Below are 16,633 nucleotides of genomic sequence, written 5' to 3'. Positions count from 1 at the left end.
CGCATCAGGGTATAGCATTGGAAGAAATTAGCCTACCCGTTTAACGTCGCCGACCAGCAGGATATAAGAGAGCGCGCCAATCAGGGCAACAGCGGAGATATAGACCAGCGCCGGGCCAAAGCCATAATCCTGCGCAAGGTAGCCAATCACCAGCGGCACGGTGATGCCGCCCAGTCCGCCAACAAAGTTAAACACGCCGCCGGTCAGGCCAATCAGACGCATCGGTGCGAGTGAAGAGACCAGTGACCAGGTGATAGACGCAAAACCATTGCCGAAGAACGCCAGCGCCATCAGAGTCATAATCCATACGGGATCGTTAGTGTAGTTCGCCCCCATGATGCAGGTAGAAATCAGCAGCCCGCAGATAATAGGCGTTTTACGCGCAACACCCAACGAGAACCCTTTTTTCACCAGCTTATCCGCCAGCCAGCCGGAGAGCAGCACCCCAAAGAAAGCGGCAAGGAACGGTACGGTCGTCATAAAACCCGCCTTCAGGGCGGTGATCCCTTTCTCCTGGGTTAAATAGTTCGGGAACCAGGTCAGGAAGAACCACAGCGTAGAAGTAACCGCAAATTGCCCCAGGTAGACCCCGACAAGTTTGCGGTGAAACACCAGTTTCCAGTCAGCTTTGGTCAGTGGCTGACGCGCCTCTTTTTTGACTGGCGCATCGCCGTCCACCAGACCGCCGCCATCGCGAATATAGTCCAGCTCAGCCTGGCTGATGCTTTTGGTCAGGCGCGGCGGCTGATAAACCTTGAACCAGATTAGCGACCAGATAATCCCGATTCCCCCGGTAACGATGAACACCCAGTGCCAGCTCAGCATCTCCTGAATCCAAATCAGCAGCGGCGTCAGAAACGCCAGGCCGACAAACTGCCCGGAGGTGTAGAAACCGACGGCGGAGGCGCGCTCATGTTCCGGGAACCAGCTGGTAACCATCCGGTTATTGGTCGGAAATGCGGGCGCCTCAAAAATCCCGGTGATGGCGCGAAGACCAATCAGCGACATTAATCCGGTGGCGAACCCCTGAAATAGCGTTGCAACAGACCAGCCCAAAATAGCGATAAAGTAGGTCAGTCGCGATCCCACACGGTCAAGGAACCAGCCGCCTGGAATCTGGCATAGCGTATAAAGCCACGCAAAAGCCGAAAAGACGTAGCCCATTTCCGCTTTGGTGATACCGAATTCTTCCTGAATATGCGCCGACGCCACGGCGAGGTTCGCGCGGTCAACATAACAAATAACCACGGTAATAAAGATCATAATCAGCGTCAGATAACGACGACGCCCTGGTTTTGCAGCTGTAACTGAAATATCCATCGCAATCTGTCTCCAGATTTTGGGCATAGCGAGACCGCTCACCATGCCCTGTAATTTACAGAGGGTTATATTTTTGTATGTAAGGTTTTTGCCCGGTGGCTTACCGGGTCTACGGGATGGCGATTACCATTCCGCTACGCTGCCATCTTCATGACGCCACAACGGGTTGCGCCAGTCCGGCGCGTTTTTACTCAGTTCAATGACTTTAGCTTCGTCAATGTCCACGCCAAGGCCCGGTTTAGTTAACGGTTTAAAGAAGCCGCCTTCCATACTGAAATCATCCTTGTTTTTCACGAAGTCGAGCAGCTCCGCGCCTTTGTTGTAGTGAATGCCCATGCTCTGCTCCTGGAATACCGCATTGCGCGATACGAAGTCGATATGCAGACAGGCTGCCAGCGCAATCGGCCCCAGCGGACAGTGCGGCGCCAGCGCCACGTCGTAGGCTTCCGCCATCCCGGCGATTTTGTAGCATTCGGTGATACCGCCAGCGTGCGACAGATCCGGTTGCAGAATCGCCAGCCCGCCCGCTTCCAGCACGCGTTTAAACTCAAAGCGTGAGAACATGCGCTCGCCTGCGGCAATCGGAATATGCGTCTGCGCCGCCAGCTTCGGATAATATTCCGCCTGCTCCGCCAGCACCGGCTCCTCAATAAACAGCGGACGATATTGTTCCAGCTCTTTAATTAAAACCTTCGCCATCGGGGCGCTGACACGACCGTGGAAGTCGAGACCAAATTCAATTTCGTTACCAAAAGCCTCACGGATTTGCGCTACGGTATTGACTGCCGCATCCACCGCGCGTGAATTATCAATCACGCCCATCTCTTCACAACCGTTCAGTTTGAAGGTGTCGAAGCCAATAGCGCGCAGTTTCCTGATGCCGTCGATCACTTCCGCCGGACGGTCGCCGCCCACCCAGCTGTAGGCTTTAATTTTGTCGCGAACCAGACCGCCCATCAGTTGCCATACCGGCGCGTTCAGCACTTTGCCTTTGATATCCCACAGCGCCTGGTCGATACCGGCGATGGCGCTCATCATTATTGGGCCGCCGCGATAAAAACCGGCGCGGTACATCACCTGCCACAGATCGTTGATACGCGCCGGGTCCTGACCGATCAGATAGTCGCCAAACTCATGAACCGCCGCTTCGACGGTACGCGCGCGCCCTTCTATAACCGGTTCGCCCCAGCCAACCACGCCTTCATCCGTTTCGATTTTCAGGAACATCCAGCGCGGGGGTAAACGGTACGTGGTGATTTTGGTTATTTTCATTTCACTGCCTCTCGATACGCTTTAACAAATGCCGTCGCCTGCTGCGCGGTACGCTCAACGGACTGCCCGGCGCAATAGAGATCGCTGCCCAGCCCGGCGCCTGCGCAACCCGCGCTAATCCATTGCGCCAGGTTTTCCGGCGTCACGCCCCCCACGGCAAACACCGGGACATCAGCCGGAAGCACCGCTTTCAGCGCTTTGATGTAGTCCGGGCCAAATGCCGATGAGGGGAATATTTTCAGCGCCTGCGCACCCGCATCCAGCGCGGTAAAGGCCTCGCTGGCGGTCGCGCATCCAGGGCATACGGTCATGCCATAACTCACCGCGCGACGAATCACCTCGGGCTGAATATTTGGCGTGACGATCAGCTTGCAGCCCATTTGCGCTAACAGGTCTACCTGATCGGGCTGAAGTACGGTGCCCGCGCCGATCAACGCCTTATCGCCATACACATCCACTATCGCCGGGATACTTTTTTCCCACTGCGGGGAGTTAAGCGGGATTTCCACCGCATCAAAGCCAGCCTCGATGACCGCGCCAACATGCGCCAGCGCTTCATCGGGCGTCACGCCACGTAATATCGCAATAAGCGGAAGATCAGTTTGCCACTGCATGAGCGATGCTCCTTATTCCTGCCTGAAATGCCTTCTCACCGGAAACGACGGTTGCATGACGGCCAATGGCGCTGAACGCCTGCTGGTAGCGTTCCGCCAGCGCGTCTCCGGCAACAATGGTGATCTGCCGGGCGTCAAAGCTTTCGCTAAGGGTGGCGACTTCAGCGCCAATCAACAGACCGGATAAAAATTCGCTCACCTGCGCGCGCGGGAGTGTTCCCAGGACGTGCGAGGCGCGAACCTCAAAAAGTTGCGGCAGGATGGCGGGGGTAGCGAGACCACGCTCCAGCCCGGCAGTAAAGGCGACAGGCGAGGTTTCCTGTTCAGGCAACCCTGCGCCCACCAGTGAATAACGCAGCAACAGATGGTGTAATTCACCCGTCATCACGGTGCGAAAATCGTGAATTTGCGCGTTATCAGCCCGTACCCATTTACAGTGCGTACCGGGCATCACATAGACAGAAGAAGGAGAAAGCGTGCGGGCGCCAAGCAACTGTGTCTCTTCGCCGCGCATCACATTGTGGTTATCGTCGCGTGAGACACAGAGTCCGGGAATAATCCAGATCTTGTCGCCAACGGAGGTTAACTGCTCGCCTATGGCAGAGAAATGGGCAGGAACCGGCAGGTAGGGGGCGATTTTCCAGCCCACATTGCTGCCGACCATTCCCGCCATAACCACGGGAGTGGCGCTGTCGCGCCAGTTTTGCGTCACTTCTGCTAACACCGCTTCAGGAGATTTACCCTTCAGACGCGTTACGCCTGCTTCTGATTGCCTGCTCTCCAGGCATTTGTCGCCCTGGTAAAGCCAGGCGCGCAAATTGGTCGATCCCCAGTCAATTGCGATGTAGCGAGCTGTCATGTGATTTCCTTGAGCCTTCGTGTCGAGCTGGCGATCATCGTTAAGGCCGCCTGCTCTGCCGCATCGCCATCCTGATGCCGTATCGCATCGAATAGCGCCTTATGTTCCTGGAGCGTTTTTGGCATGTTGGCCTCATCACCCATCCAGGTTCGTTCAAACACCGCTCGCTGTAGCGAACTGATCGCCACACTAAGCTGTTGTAAAACCGGGTTATGTACCGACTGCAATACCGCCTCGTGATAGCGAATATCCGCTTCGTTGAAGGCATCCCGGTTCTGGTTGTTGGCGATCATGTCATTGAGCGCCGACTCAATTTCGGCCAGATCGCTCGACGTCGCGCGTTCCGCCGCCCAGCGTGCAATAGCCGGTTCCACCAGGTTACGGACTTCACTCATCGCGCTGATCAGCCGCGGGTCATAATCGTTTTCCAGCACCCATTGCAGCACGTCGGTATCGAGGTAGTTCCACTGGTTTCGTGGTGCGACAAACGCTCCGCGATAACGCTTCATTTCAATGAGCCGCTTCGCCATCAGCGAACGGAACACTTCGCGAATGATGTTGCGCGAGGTTTCAAACTCCTCACACAGATCCGCTTCCGCAGGCAGTGCCGAACCCGGTACGTACTTGCCGCTGACAATCTGTTTTCCCAGCGTGATGACGATGCGATCGGTTTTATTGAGGGTCATGGAGAGTCCTTGTGCTCTGTATGTACCGCTCTACTTTACCGTTACCGCTGAAATTCGCCTCAACTTTGTAGTACTAACGTGATGTCATTCATCGTTGCTGTGTTGATAATGTAGTACAACACAAATGAGTTGTACTACAATTTAGATCACAAAAACGACAATCGGTAATGGGAATGTTATGAAGGGAAAATGAGGGCGTAAAAAAACCCGCAGCAGAGGCGGGTTACGGAACGTCTGTTTTGCCGGATTAATCCAGGCCAGCCACTTAATTCAGCACAAATTTCTCAATTGCGTATGCCACTCCGTCTTCCAGGTTGGATTTGGTGACAAAATTGGCCACCTCTTTCACCGACGGAATCGCGTTGTCCATCGCCACACCCATGCCTGCATATTCGATCATCGCGATGTCGTTTTCCTGATCGCCAATCGCCATGATTTCTTCCGGCTTGATCCCCAGCGCATCGGCCAGCGACTTCACGCCAGTGCCTTTATTGACGCGTTTATCCAGGATTTCGAGGAAGTACGGCGCACTTTTTAGCACGGTATATTTCTCTTTTACTTCCGCCGGAATACGCGCAATGGCCTGATCAAGGATGACAGGTTCATCAATCATCATCACTTTCAGGAACTGCGTTGCCGGGTCCATTTTCTCCGCTTCACAGAACACCAGCGGAATGGTGGCGACATAGGATTCATGTACGGTGTAGTAGCTGATATCACGGTTTGCGGTGTACAGCGTGTTGCGATCCAGCGCGTGGAAATGTGAGCCGACTTCGCGGGACAACTTCTCCAGAAAGCGGTAATCGTCATAGCTCAGCGCCGTTTGCGCAACGGTACTGCCATCGCCCGCTTTCTGCACCAGCGCGCCATTGTAGGTGATGCAGTAGTCGCCGGGTTGTTCCATGTGAAGCTCTTTCAGATAGCTATGGACACCCGCATACGGACGGCCAGTGGTCAGCACCACGTTAACGCCACGGGCGCGCGCGGCGGCAATCGCCGTTTTTACCGCAGGTGAAATGGTGTGATCGGGCAGCAAAAGGGTGCCATCCATATCGATAGCAATGAGTTTGATAGCCATGAGTTCCCCGGATTAAATGAGTCCGTCCTCATGCTAACGCGATTCCGCTCAAAAAACAGCAACGAAAAGGGGGATAGAAAGGGGAACCGGGATTCCCCTTTTGCAGATCGGTTGTAGGCCGGATAAGGCCTAAGCCACCATCCGGCAGATTAGGCTGATGAACTGCCTGATGGCGCTTCGCTTATCAGGCCTACAAGCTGATTAGATATCGATGTTTGCCGCTTTCAGGGCGTTCTCTTCGATAAAGGCGCGACGCGGTTCAACAGCATCGCCCATCAGCGTAGTGAACAGCTGGTCGGCGGCAATCGCATCTTTCACGGTGACGCGCAGCATACGACGGCTTTCCGGGTCCATCGTGGTTTCCCACAGCTGATCCGGGTTCATCTCGCCCAGACCTTTATAGCGCTGAATCGCCAGGCCACGACGGGACTCTTTCACCAGCCACTCCAGCGCCTGCTCGAAGCTCGCAACCGGCTGACGGCGCTCGCCGCGTTCAATGAACGCATCGTCTTCGATCAGACCGCGCAGCTTCTCGCCGAGCGTGCAGATGCGACGGTATTCGCCGCCGGTAACAAACTCGTGATCCAGCGGATAGTCGGTATCCACGCCGTGAGTACGCACGCGAACAATCGGTTCGAACTGCTGCTGTTCGGCGTTCTCGCGAACGTCAAACTTCCACTGGCTGCCGTGCTGCTCTTTCTCGTTCAGCTCGGTAATCAGCGCGTTCACCCAACGGGTGACAGCCTGTTCGTTGCTAAGATCGGCTTCCGTCAGCGTCGGCTGATAAACCAGCTCTTTCAGCAGCGCTTTCGGGAAGCGACGCTCCATACGGCCAATCATTTTCTGCGTCGCGTTGTAATCAGAAACCAGTTTTTCTAACGCTTCGCCCGCCAGTGCCGGTGCGCTGGCATTGGTGTGCAGCGTTGCGCCATCCAGAGCGATGGAGATCTGGTACTGATCCATCGCCTCATCGTCTTTAATGTACTGTTCCTGCTTGCCTTTCTTCACTTTGTACAGCGGCGGCTGCGCAATGTAGACGTGACCGCGCTCGACGATTTCCGGCATCTGACGATAGAAGAAGGTCAACAGCAGCGTACGGATGTGCGAGCCGTCGACGTCCGCATCGGTCATGATGATGATGCTGTGATAGCGCAGTTTATCCGGGTTGTACTCGTCACGACCGATGCCGCAGCCCAGCGCGGTGATCAGCGTCGCCACTTCCTGGGAAGAGAGCATCTTGTCGAAGCGCGCTTTCTCCACGTTGAGGATTTTACCCTTCAGCGGCAGAATCGCCTGGTTCTTGCGGTTACGACCCTGTTTAGCAGAGCCGCCCGCGGAGTCCCCTTCCACAAGGTACAGTTCAGACAGCGCCGGGTCGCGTTCCTGACAATCCGCCAGTTTACCCGGCAGACCCGCCAGATCCAGCGCGCCTTTACGACGCGTCATTTCACGCGCACGACGCGCAGCTTCACGCGCACGCGCCGCATCGATAATTTTGCCGACCACGATTTTGGCGTCGGACGGGTTTTCCAGCAGGTATTCGCTCAGCAGCTCGTTCATCTGCTGTTCCACCGCCGATTTCACCTCGGAAGAGACCAGTTTATCTTTGGTCTGGGAGGAGAATTTAGGGTCCGGCACCTTCACGGAAACCACGGCAATCAGGCCTTCACGCGCATCGTCGCCGGTGGCGCTGACTTTGGCTTTCTTGCTGTAGCCTTCTTTATCCATATAGGCGTTCAGGGTACGGGTCATCGCCGCACGGAAGCCTGCAAGGTGCGTACCGCCGTCACGCTGCGGAATGTTGTTGGTAAAGCAGTAGATGTTTTCCTGGAAACCGTCGTTCCACTGCAATGCCACTTCCACGCCGATACCGTCTTTTTCGGTGGAGAAGTAGAAGATATTCGGGTGGATCGGCGTTTTGTTCTTGTTGAGGTACTCAACAAACGCTTTGATGCCGCCTTCGTAGTGGAAATGGTCTTCTTTGCCGTCGCGCTTGTCTTTCAGACGAATAGAGACGCCGGAGTTCAGGAAGGACAGCTCACGCAGACGCTTAGCCAGAATTTCGTATTCAAATTCGGTGACGTTGGTGAAGGTTTCCAGGCTCGGCCAGAAACGCACCATCGTACCGGTTTTATCAGTTTCGCCGGTCACCGCCAGCGGCGCCTGCGGTACGCCATGCTCATAGATCTGACGGTGGATTTTGTTATCGCGCTGGATAACCAGTTCCAGTTTCTGGGACAGGGCGTTAACCACGGAAACACCCACGCCGTGCAGACCGCCGGACACTTTATAGGAGTTATCATCAAATTTACCGCCCGCGTGCAGCACGGTCATGATCACTTCCGCAGCAGAAACGCCCTCTTCCGGGTGAATACCGGTCGGGATGCCACGCCCGTCATCCTGCACGGATACGGAGTTATCGGCATGAATGGTGACGATAATGTCTTTACAGTGACCCGCGAGCGCTTCGTCGATAGCGTTATCTACCACCTCGAATACCATGTGGTGCAGACCGGTGCCGTCATCCGTGTCGCCGATATACATACCCGGGCGCTTACGCACCGCATCCAGCCCTTTCAGGACTTTGATACTGGAGGAGTCATAAGAATTCGACATCAACGTTTCTCGCTCAATTTATCTTGGGTTAATCCGTTATTTTACCCTTTTCCACGGTGAACATCTTCGAATTTTTGTCCGACATGTCCAGAACGTGTTCAGCGCTGATTGCGCTGACAAAGACCTGTGATTGCGTCGCTTTCAAGCGGCTGGCCAGCAGCCCGCGACGCGCATCATCAAGTTCAGAGGCAAAATCATCTATCAGGTAGAGACACCGCCGCCCGCTTTCACGGGTGAGGAACTCCCCTTGCGCCAGTCGTAAAGCGCACATCAGCAGTTTAAGCTGCCCACGCGATAAGGTATCTTCCACCGGCGCACCGTCAGCACGAATGCGGAAATCCGCTTTGTGCGGGCCATGCGCGGTGTAGGTCAACATGCGATCGCGTTCGAAGCTCCGCTCCAGCACCTCGGCATAATCCGTCTCTTTTTCCCAACCGCGCTGAAAAGAGAAGGTGAGGGAGAACTCCGGTAGAAATTGCTGGCAGGTATCCGCCATATCCTGCGCAATACCAGCACTGTACTCAGCACGCCAGGTACTGATTTGTTCCGCGAGAGGAATCAACTCCTTATCCCACGGACGCAATTGTTCATAACGGCTTACCTGGCGCAGCGCCGCGTTGCGCTGCTTGAGCAACCGCTTCAGGTTGCTCCAGGCGGTAAAAAAACCGACTTCGTTGTGAAAGCATCCCCAGTCAAGGAACGCTCTTCTGTATTTGGGGCCGCCGTTGAGTAAAGTAAACCCCTCAGGGGTAATCAACTGCATCGGCATCAGGTGCGCCAGCTCCGCCACTTTGTGACCGTCGGTGCCGTCGATGCGCACTTTGCTGTCGCCCAGCTTGTCTTTCGTCAGGCCGATGGCGGTTTCGCGCTCTTCCCCTTGCAAACGTCCGTGGAGGACAAACGACTCCTGCTCGTGACGAATGACGCGGCCAATCTGCAAACTGCGAAACGCCCGGCCGTGGCCGAGCGTATAGATGGCCTCCAGCACGCTGGTTTTGCCGCTACCGTTTGCGCCAACCAGGAAGTTAAAGCCGGGGGATAAAGCGAGATCCGCATTTTCAATATTGCGAAAGTCGCGGATCAACAGGCGGGTGAGCGACATTACAGTCTCATTGGCATCACAACATACGCAGCACTTTGAGACGCCGCATCTTCAATCTGTACGCTGGAAACGGAGTCTGTCAGCAGAATACGCACGGTTTCACATTTCAGCGCGTTCAGCACATCGAGCACGTAGCTGACGTTAAAGCCGATCTCCATCTCAGTACCGCCGTAGGTGACGTCCAGAATTTCTTCCGCTTCTTCCTGTTCCGGGTTGTTGGCGGTGATTTTGAGTTGGTTTTCGCTCACATACAGGCGTACGCCACGGAATTTCTCGTTGGAGAGAATCGCCGCGCGGGCAAACGCCTGCTTGAGAATATCGCAACCCGCTTCCAGCGTTTTGTCCGGGTTCTTCGGCAATACGCGGCGATAATCCGGGAAACGACCATCAACCAGCTTGGACGTAAAGATAAAATCACCGACGTGGGCGCGGATGTTGTTACTGCCGATCTGTACGCGCAGCGGGGTTTCGCCGCCGTCGAGCATACGCATCAGCTCAATCACGCCTTTACGCGGCACAATCACCGAATGGTTAGGCAGAGATTGCCCGACCGGCATAGAGCAGACCGCCAGACGGTGACCGTCGGTCGCGACGGTACGCAACTCTTCACCTTCAGTCTCAAACAGCATGCCGTTTAAGTAGTAACGAACGTCCTGATGCGCCATTGAGAACTGGGTGGCTTCAATCAGGCGCTTCATCGTTGCCTGCGGCAGAGTGAATTCGACTTCGCTCTGCCAGTCATCCAGATTAGGGAAGTCGGCGGCAGGCAGCGTGGAAAGCGAGAAACGGCTACGCCCGGAGCGCACCAGCATCCGATCGCCTTCCAGCTGGACGGCAATTTCAGCCCCTTCCGGCAAGCCACGGCAGATATCAAAGAATTTCCGCGCCGGGACGGTAGTTGCGCCTGGTTCATGAGGCTGAATCAACGCAACGCGCGCCACCATTTCCATTTCAAGATCGGTGCCCGTCAGCGACAGCGTACCGTCAGCCACCTGCAACAGCAGGTTACCGAGAATGGGCAGCGTAGGACGACCGCCCAGCGGGCCACTGACCTGCTGAAGCGGTTTTAATAAATGTTCACGTTCAACGGTAAATTTCATAGCGTCACGAAGATAATGTTCTGATTAAGTTTGAGAAATCTTCTTTAATATCATGGCTTTCTTCACGCAGCTGCTCAATCTTACGGCAGGCATGAAGTACGGTAGTGTGGTCACGTCCACCAAACGCGTCGCCAATTTCCGGCAGACTGTGGTTGGTGAGCTCCTTTGCCAGCGCCATAGCCATCTGACGCGGGCGCGCTACCGAGCGAGATCGACGCTTGGAAAGCAGATCCGCGATTTTAATTTTGTAATACTCCGCCACCGTCTTCTGGATATTGTCGATGGTGACCAGTTTTTCCTGCAACGCCAGCAGATCGCGCAGCGCTTCACGCACAAAGTCGATAGTAATAGCGCGTCCGGTAAAGTTAGCGTTAGCGATCACGCGGTTCAGCGCCCCTTCCAGCTCACGCACGTTAGAGCGTAGTCGCTTGGCAATAAAGAACGCCACCTCGCCAGGCAAACGAATATCATTTTCGTCCGCTTTTTTCATCAGGATCGCCACGCGGGTTTCCAGCTCAGGCGGTTCGATCGCCACCGTCAACCCCCAACCGAAGCGGGATTTCAGACGATCTTCGACGCCGTTGATCTCTTTTGGATAACGATCCGACGTCAAAATGATCTGCTGATTACCTTCTAACAGGGCGTTAAAGGTGTGGAAAAACTCTTCCTGGGATCGTTCTTTATTGGCGAAGAATTGAATGTCATCAATAAGCAGTGCGTCAACGGAACGGTAGTAGCGTTTAAACTCTTCGATCGCGTTGTTTTGCAAGGCTTTAACCATGTCCTGCACAAAGCGCTCGGAGTGCATATACACCACTTTCGCATTCGGTTTGCGCGCCATAATACCGTTGCCCACCGCATGCAACAGGTGAGTTTTACCCAGACCGGTGCCGCCGTAGAGGAACAAGGGATTGTAGGCGCCGCCGGGGTTGTCCGCCACCTGACGAGCCGCCGCGCGCGCCAGTTGGTTGGATTTACCTTCGACGAAGTTATCAAACGTGTGTTTCACGTTAACGTTAGAGCGGTAGGTCGGTTCTGCCGGAGCCGGCACGTTATCCCAGCCCGGGCGCGCCGCGGCTGGCGCCGCACGCTGTGGCTGCGCCTGAGCGACCTGCGCAGGCGCAACAACATTGTTGACCGGCGTTTTGAGCGTTTGAGTGACGGGTTTCGTCCCGACCTCAAAACGCAGTTGTGGGGCATCCGCTCCGCAGAAATTATTCAGCAGTCCATTGATATTATTGAGGTACTTGTCTCTTACCCAATCGAGCACAAAACGGTTTGGCGCATACAAAGCCAGCGTGTTATCGCTCAGTTCCGCCTGCAACGGGCGTATCCACATACTGAATTCTGTGGCTGGTAACTCATCCTGCAATCGGGCAAGACACTGCTGCCAAAGCGAAAGTGACACGGCGGACTCCACTCGAACAAAAGTCGATAAATGACAAAGGCTGAAACATTCATGATTGTTGACGCACGTCGAAAAGACCCTGTGCATAAAAGGGTGACGTGCGAATTGCTATCTGCAATTTTACCCGATCAGGATCCGTTGAAACGATCAGGACCGCGGATCATAGCCTAAACTGAGCAAGAGATCTTCTGTTTCTCACAGATTCTTCCCTATTTATCCACAGGATGATCCAGAACCGGGTAAGTGTAAACGATCCAGGCGAAGTGCTGCACGATTTCGCGCGCATATTGAAAAAATTAATGAGTAAAGACGCTATACTGCATAAACGATCTAATAAAGATCCCGTGCGATCCTTGCGCTTTGCCCGGCAGTCCGTATAATCCTCCACCCGTTGTACAATGCCCATCGTACGGCGTTAGCGCTGCTTGTTTTTCGCGCGAAAAGGTGCGGAAAAACGCAGGGTTTTAAGGAAAGAGAATTGACTCTGGAGTGTACAATTATTACAATCCGGCCTCTTTAATCACCCACGCTGAGGCGTAAGTCGTTCGATAATCGTTCGGGTATACGCAAAAGTCAGTGAATTTATTCAAGTTTAGGTAGAAATCGCCATGAAACGCACTTTTCAACCGTCTGTACTGAAGCGCAACCGTTCTCACGGCTTCCGTGCTCGTATGGCTACTAAAAATGGTCGTCAGGTTCTGGCACGTCGTCGTGCTAAAGGCCGCGCTCGTCTGACCGTTTCCAAGTAATAAAAGCTAACCCCTGAGTGGTTAAGCTCGCATTTCCCAGGGAGTTACGTTTGTTAACTCCCAGTCATTTCACATTTGTCTTCCAGCAGCCACAACGGGCTGGCACGCCGCAAATCACCATTCTCGGCCGCCTGAATTCGCTGGGGCATCCCCGCATCGGTCTAACCGTCGCCAAGAAAAACGTTCGACGCGCGCATGAACGCAATCGGATTAAACGTCTGACGCGTGAAAGCTTCCGTCTGCGTCAACATGAACTCCCTGCAATGGATTTCGTGGTGGTGGCGAAAAAAGGGGTTGCCGACCTCGATAACCGTGCTCTCTCGGAAGCGTTGGAAAAATTATGGCGCCGCCACTGTCGCCTGGCTCGCGGGTCCTGATAGCCCTTATACGGGTCTATCAACGCCTGATCAGTCCGCTGCTTGGGCCGCATTGCCGTTTCACGCCAACCTGCTCAAGCTACGGAATTGAGGCATTGCGCAGGTTTGGAGTGATAAAAGGCAGTTGGTTGACGGTGAAACGCGTATTAAAATGCCACCCTTTACACCCTGGTGGTGACGATCCCGTCCCGCCCGGACCATTTGATACCAGAGAACACTAACGATGGATTCGCAACGCAATCTTTTAGTCATCGCTTTGCTGTTCGTGTCTTTCATGATCTGGCAAGCCTGGGAGCAGGATAAAAATCCGCAGCCTCAGACCCAACAGACCACGCAGACAACGACCACCGCAGCGGGTAGCGCCGCCGACCAGGGCGTACCGGCCAGTGGCCAGGGGAAACTGATTACGGTTAAGACCGACGTGCTTGATCTGACCATCAACACCCGTGGCGGTGATGTTGAGCAGGCCTTGCTGCCAACTTACCCGAAAGAGTTGGGTTCTAAAGAACCGTTCCAGTTGCTGGAAACGACTCCGCAGTTTATCTACCAGGCGCAGAGCGGCCTGACCGGTCGTGACGGCCCGGATAACCCGGCTAACGGCCCGCGTCCGCTGTACAGCGTCGATAACGACACGTTTGTCCTCGCGGATGGCCAGAACGAACTGCATGTTCCGATGACCTGGACTGACGCCGCTGGCAACACCTTCACCAAAACGTTTGTCCTCAAACGCGGTGAATATGCGGTCAACGTCAACTACAGCGTGCAGAACGCCGGTGAGAAACCGCTGGAGATCTCCACCTTTGGTCAGTTGAAGCAATCCATCAATCTGCCGTCTCATCGCGACACCGGTAGCAGCAACTTTGCACTGCATACCTTCCGTGGCGCGGCGTACTCCACGCCGGATGAGAAGTACGAAAAATACAAATTCGACACCATTGCCGATAACGAAAACCTGAACGTCAGCTCCAACGGCGGTTGGGTCGCCATGTTGCAGCAGTACTTCGCAACGGCATGGATTCCGCGTAACGACGGCACCAATAACTTCTATACCGCTAATCTGGGTAACGGCATTGCCGCTATCGGCTATAAATCTCAGCCGGTTCTGGTACAGCCGGGTCAGACTGGCGCAATGACCAGCACCCTGTGGGTTGGCCCGGAAATTCAGGATAAAATGGCGGCCGTTGCACCGCACCTGGATCTGACCGTTGATTACGGTTGGCTGTGGTTCATCTCTCAGCCGCTGTTCAAACTGCTGAAATGGATTCATAGCTTCCTGGGTAACTGGGGCTTCTCCATCATCGTTATCACCTTTATCGTTCGTGGCATCATGTACCCGCTGACAAAAGCGCAGTACACCTCCATGGCGAAGATGCGTATGCTACAGCCGAAGATTCAGGCTATGCGCGAGCGTCTGGGCGATGACAAACAGCGTCAGAGCCAGGAAATGATGGCCCTGTACAAAGCTGAGAAGGTTAACCCGCTGGGCGGCTGCTTCCCGCTGATCATCCAGATGCCTATCTTCCTGGCGTTGTACTACATGCTGATGGGCTCCATTGAACTGCGTCATGCGCCGTTCGCACTGTGGATCCATGACTTGTCCGCACAGGACCCGTACTACATCCTGCCGATCCTGATGGGCGTGACGATGTTCTTCATCCAGAAGATGTCTCCGACCACCGTGACCGACCCGATGCAGCAGAAGATCATGACCTTTATGCCGGTCATCTTCACGGTATTCTTCCTGTGGTTCCCGTCAGGTCTGGTGCTGTACTATATCGTCAGCAACCTGGTAACCATCATCCAGCAGCAGCTGATTTACCGTGGTCTGGAGAAACGTGGCCTGCATAGCCGCGAGAAGAAAAGCTCCTGATTCCATGTAGGCCGGGTAAGCGTAACGCCACCCGGCAATCAGAACAGCGATGACAGGGCGGTCAATTGACCGCCTTTTTTATTAGCAAAAAAGAGAAGATCATGAGCCATAACGACACTATCGTCGCCCAGGCTACCCCACCGGGACGCGGTGGCGTCGGTATCCTGCGCATTTCCGGTCTCAAGGCGCGCGAGGTGGCCGAAGCCGTATTGGGCAAGCTACCAAAACCGCGTTACGCCGATTACCTGCCGTTTAAAGATGCCGATGGCACGGCGCTGGATCAGGGGATCGCGCTGTGGTTTCCCGGCCCGAACTCGTTCACTGGTGAAGACGTACTGGAACTGCAAGGGCATGGCGGCCCGGTCATTCTCGACCTGCTGTTAAAACGTATTCTGACGCTCCCCGGCCTGCGCATTGCCAGACCGGGCGAGTTCTCCGAGCGCGCGTTCCTCAATGACAAGCTCGACTTAGCCCAGGCAGAAGCGATTGCCGACCTGATCGACGCCAGTTCCGAGCAGGCGGCACGCTCGGCGCTGAACTCGCTACAGGGGGCATTTTCCGCGCGTGTGAATCATCTTGTGGAAGCACTCACTCACCTGCGCATCTATGTGGAAGCGGCCATTGACTTCCCGGACGAGGAGATCGACTTCCTCTCCGACGGCAAAATTGAAGCCCAGCTCAACGGCGTGATCGCCGATCTCGATGCGGTACGCGCCGAAGCACGTCAGGGCAGCCTGCTGCGTGAAGGGATGAAGGTGGTCATTGCCGGACGCCCTAACGCCGGGAAATCGAGCCTGCTGAACGCCCTGGCGGGCCGTGAGGCCGCCATTGTCACCGATATCGCTGGCACCACCCGCGACGTGCTGCGCGAGCATATTCACATCGACGGAATGCCGCTGCACATCATCGATACCGCCGGTCTGCGCGATGCCAGCGATGAAGTGGAACGTATTGGGATTGAGCGCGCCTGGCAGGAGATAGAACAGGCCGATCGCGTGCTGTTTATGGTAGATGGCACAACCACCGATGCCGTTGATCCGGCGGAAATCTGGCCGGACTTTATCGCCCGTTTACCGGCGAAACTGCCGATCACCGTTGTGCGCAACAAAGCTGACATCACTGGCGAGACGCTGGGTATCAGCGAGGTGAATGGTCACTCACTTGTCCGTCTTTCCGCCCGTACCGGCGAAGGCGTGGACGTATTGCGTAACCATCTCAAGCAAAGCATGGGCTTTGACACCAGTATGGAAGGCGGCTTCCTTGCCCGCCGTCGCCATCTTCAGGCGCTGGCAGAAGCCGCAGAACATCTCCAGCAGGGCAAATCACAGCTGCTTGGCGCCTGGGCAGGCGAACTGCTGGCGGAGGAGCTGCGTCTGGCGCAGCAGGCGCTGAGTGAGATCACCGGTGAGTTTACCTCCGACGATCTGCTGGGCCGTATTTTCTCCAGCTTCTGTATTGGTAAGTGATGTTGTTTTGCCCGGTGGCGCTACGCTTACCGGGCCGACTAAATCTGTAGGCCGGATAAGGCAAAGCCGCCATCCGGCAATAATAAATTTCCTCACAGGAAATCACCGTTGTCCAA

General features: G+C 55.1%; 15 protein-coding genes. 5 read left to right on the top strand and 10 right to left on the bottom strand.

Translation table 11 applies throughout. The features are described from left to right. Positions 1-27: 27 nt before the first annotated feature. The 10 genes from OGX84_RS05990 to dnaA all read right to left on the bottom strand — a co-directional run bounded on the left by OGX84_RS05990 (position 28) and on the right by dnaA (position 12,055). A complete protein-coding gene (locus OGX84_RS05990) occupies positions 28-1,365 on the bottom strand; it encodes an MFS transporter (RefSeq protein WP_075203724.1) in 1,338 nt (445 codons plus the stop codon). 78 nt (positions 1,366-1,443) lie between these two features. Then, positions 1,444-2,592, bottom strand: coding sequence for a galactonate dehydratase (gene dgoD, locus OGX84_RS05985; protein WP_049008765.1), 1,149 nt, complete (start codon positions 2,590-2,592; stop codon positions 1,444-1,446). After that, positions 2,589-3,206 (bottom strand): 2-dehydro-3-deoxy-6-phosphogalactonate aldolase, encoded by a 618-nt coding sequence (locus OGX84_RS05980; RefSeq protein ID WP_112001376.1) that lies wholly within the window; start codon positions 3,204-3,206, stop codon positions 2,589-2,591. Before OGX84_RS05980 ends, dgoD begins: the two co-directional genes overlap by 4 nt. Beyond that, positions 3,190-4,065, bottom strand: a complete 876-nt coding sequence (locus tag OGX84_RS05975) for a 2-dehydro-3-deoxygalactonokinase (protein WP_049008769.1) — start codon at positions 4,063-4,065, stop codon at positions 3,190-3,192. Before OGX84_RS05975 ends, OGX84_RS05980 begins: the two co-directional genes overlap by 17 nt. Then, positions 4,062-4,751, bottom strand: coding sequence for a D-galactonate utilization transcriptional regulator DgoR (dgoR, locus tag OGX84_RS05970; protein ID WP_049008770.1), 690 nt, complete (start codon positions 4,749-4,751; stop codon positions 4,062-4,064). Before dgoR ends, OGX84_RS05975 begins: the two co-directional genes overlap by 4 nt. 265 nt (positions 4,752-5,016) lie before the next feature. Next, positions 5,017-5,829 carry a sugar-phosphatase gene (gene yidA / locus OGX84_RS05965; protein WP_012000803.1) on the bottom strand — a complete coding sequence of 271 codons (813 nt, stop codon included), beginning with the start codon at positions 5,827-5,829 and terminating at the stop codon, positions 5,017-5,019. Positions 5,830-6,030: 201 nt separating this feature from the next. Then, positions 6,031-8,445: a DNA topoisomerase (ATP-hydrolyzing) subunit B gene (gyrB, locus tag OGX84_RS05960; protein ID WP_012000804.1), complete on the bottom strand. Its 2,415-nt coding sequence runs from the start codon at positions 8,443-8,445 to the stop codon at positions 6,031-6,033. Between the two features lie 28 nt (positions 8,446-8,473). After that, positions 8,474-9,547, bottom strand: a complete 1,074-nt coding sequence (gene recF / locus OGX84_RS05955) for a DNA replication/repair protein RecF (RefSeq protein WP_012000805.1) — start codon at positions 9,545-9,547, stop codon at positions 8,474-8,476. Beyond that, positions 9,547-10,647: a DNA polymerase III subunit beta gene (gene dnaN, locus OGX84_RS05950; protein ID WP_012000806.1), complete on the bottom strand. Its 1,101-nt coding sequence runs from the start codon at positions 10,645-10,647 to the stop codon at positions 9,547-9,549. The genes recF and dnaN overlap by 1 nt, the downstream gene beginning before the upstream one ends. A 4-nt stretch (positions 10,648-10,651) precedes the next feature. After that, positions 10,652-12,055 (bottom strand): chromosomal replication initiator protein DnaA, encoded by a 1,404-nt coding sequence (gene dnaA / locus OGX84_RS05945; protein ID WP_060815936.1) that lies wholly within the window; start codon positions 12,053-12,055, stop codon positions 10,652-10,654. A gap of 608 nt (positions 12,056-12,663) precedes the next feature. On the opposite strand from dnaA, the gene rpmH reads away from it, so the two are divergent. From rpmH to mnmE, 5 genes are all read left to right on the top strand, one after another. Then, on the top strand, positions 12,664-12,804 hold the full coding sequence (gene rpmH, locus OGX84_RS05940; protein ID WP_000831330.1) for a 50S ribosomal protein L34: 141 nt from the start codon (positions 12,664-12,666) through the stop codon (positions 12,802-12,804). A 17-nt stretch (positions 12,805-12,821) separates the two neighbouring features. Further along, the gene (gene rnpA / locus OGX84_RS05935) at positions 12,822-13,181 is read left to right on the top strand and encodes a ribonuclease P protein component (RefSeq protein ID WP_012000809.1); all 360 of its coding nucleotides are present in this window, start codon (positions 12,822-12,824) and stop codon (positions 13,179-13,181) included. Further along, complete coding sequence (yidD, locus tag OGX84_RS05930; protein WP_001307474.1) at positions 13,145-13,402, top strand: membrane protein insertion efficiency factor YidD; 258 nt, start codon at positions 13,145-13,147, stop codon at positions 13,400-13,402. Before rnpA ends, yidD begins: the two co-directional genes overlap by 37 nt. 2 nt (positions 13,403-13,404) lie before the next feature. Further along, the gene (gene yidC, locus OGX84_RS05925) at positions 13,405-15,051 is read left to right on the top strand and encodes a membrane protein insertase YidC (RefSeq protein ID WP_012000810.1); all 1,647 of its coding nucleotides are present in this window, start codon (positions 13,405-13,407) and stop codon (positions 15,049-15,051) included. 101 nt (positions 15,052-15,152) lie between these two features. Then, positions 15,153-16,517: a tRNA uridine-5-carboxymethylaminomethyl(34) synthesis GTPase MnmE gene (mnmE, locus tag OGX84_RS05920; RefSeq protein ID WP_112001687.1), complete on the top strand. Its 1,365-nt coding sequence runs from the start codon at positions 15,153-15,155 to the stop codon at positions 16,515-16,517. Positions 16,518-16,633 lie beyond the last annotated feature (116 nt).

Origin of the sequence: Citrobacter sp. CK202, assembly GCF_030333225.1 — a bacterium.
Taxonomy (GTDB): Bacteria; Pseudomonadota; Gammaproteobacteria; order Enterobacterales; family Enterobacteriaceae; genus Citrobacter_B; species Citrobacter_B koseri.
This window is presented reverse-complemented; position numbering and strand designations above follow the sequence as displayed.

What these genes read in the sequence shown, in the direction of transcription:
- dgoR (WP_049008770.1), bottom strand. Translation starts at nt 4,751, where the DNA reads ATGACCCTCAATAAAACCGATCGCATCGTCATCACGCTGGGAAAACAG.
- gyrB (WP_012000804.1), bottom strand. Translation starts at nt 8,445, where the DNA reads ATGTCGAATTCTTATGACTCCTCCAGTATCAAAGTCCTGAAAGGGCTG.
- dgoD (WP_049008765.1), bottom strand. Translation starts at nt 2,592, where the DNA reads ATGAAAATAACCAAAATCACCACGTACCGTTTACCCCCGCGCTGGATG.
- recF (WP_012000805.1), bottom strand. Translation starts at nt 9,547, where the DNA reads ATGTCGCTCACCCGCCTGTTGATCCGCGACTTTCGCAATATTGAAAAT.
- dnaN (WP_012000806.1), bottom strand. Translation starts at nt 10,647, where the DNA reads ATGAAATTTACCGTTGAACGTGAACATTTATTAAAACCGCTTCAGCAG.
- yidA (WP_012000803.1), bottom strand. Translation starts at nt 5,829, where the DNA reads ATGGCTATCAAACTCATTGCTATCGATATGGATGGCACCCTTTTGCTG.
- mnmE (WP_112001687.1), top strand. Translation starts at nt 15,153, where the DNA reads ATGAGCCATAACGACACTATCGTCGCCCAGGCTACCCCACCGGGACGC.
- yidD (WP_001307474.1), top strand. Translation starts at nt 13,145, where the DNA reads ATGGCGCCGCCACTGTCGCCTGGCTCGCGGGTCCTGATAGCCCTTATA.
- OGX84_RS05990 (WP_075203724.1), bottom strand. Translation starts at nt 1,365, where the DNA reads ATGGTGAGCGGTCTCGCTATGCCCAAAATCTGGAGACAGATTGCGATG.
- OGX84_RS05980 (WP_112001376.1), bottom strand. Translation starts at nt 3,206, where the DNA reads ATGCAGTGGCAAACTGATCTTCCGCTTATTGCGATATTACGTGGCGTG.
- rpmH (WP_000831330.1), top strand. Translation starts at nt 12,664, where the DNA reads ATGAAACGCACTTTTCAACCGTCTGTACTGAAGCGCAACCGTTCTCAC.
- yidC (WP_012000810.1), top strand. Translation starts at nt 13,405, where the DNA reads ATGGATTCGCAACGCAATCTTTTAGTCATCGCTTTGCTGTTCGTGTCT.
- OGX84_RS05975 (WP_049008769.1), bottom strand. Translation starts at nt 4,065, where the DNA reads ATGACAGCTCGCTACATCGCAATTGACTGGGGATCGACCAATTTGCGC.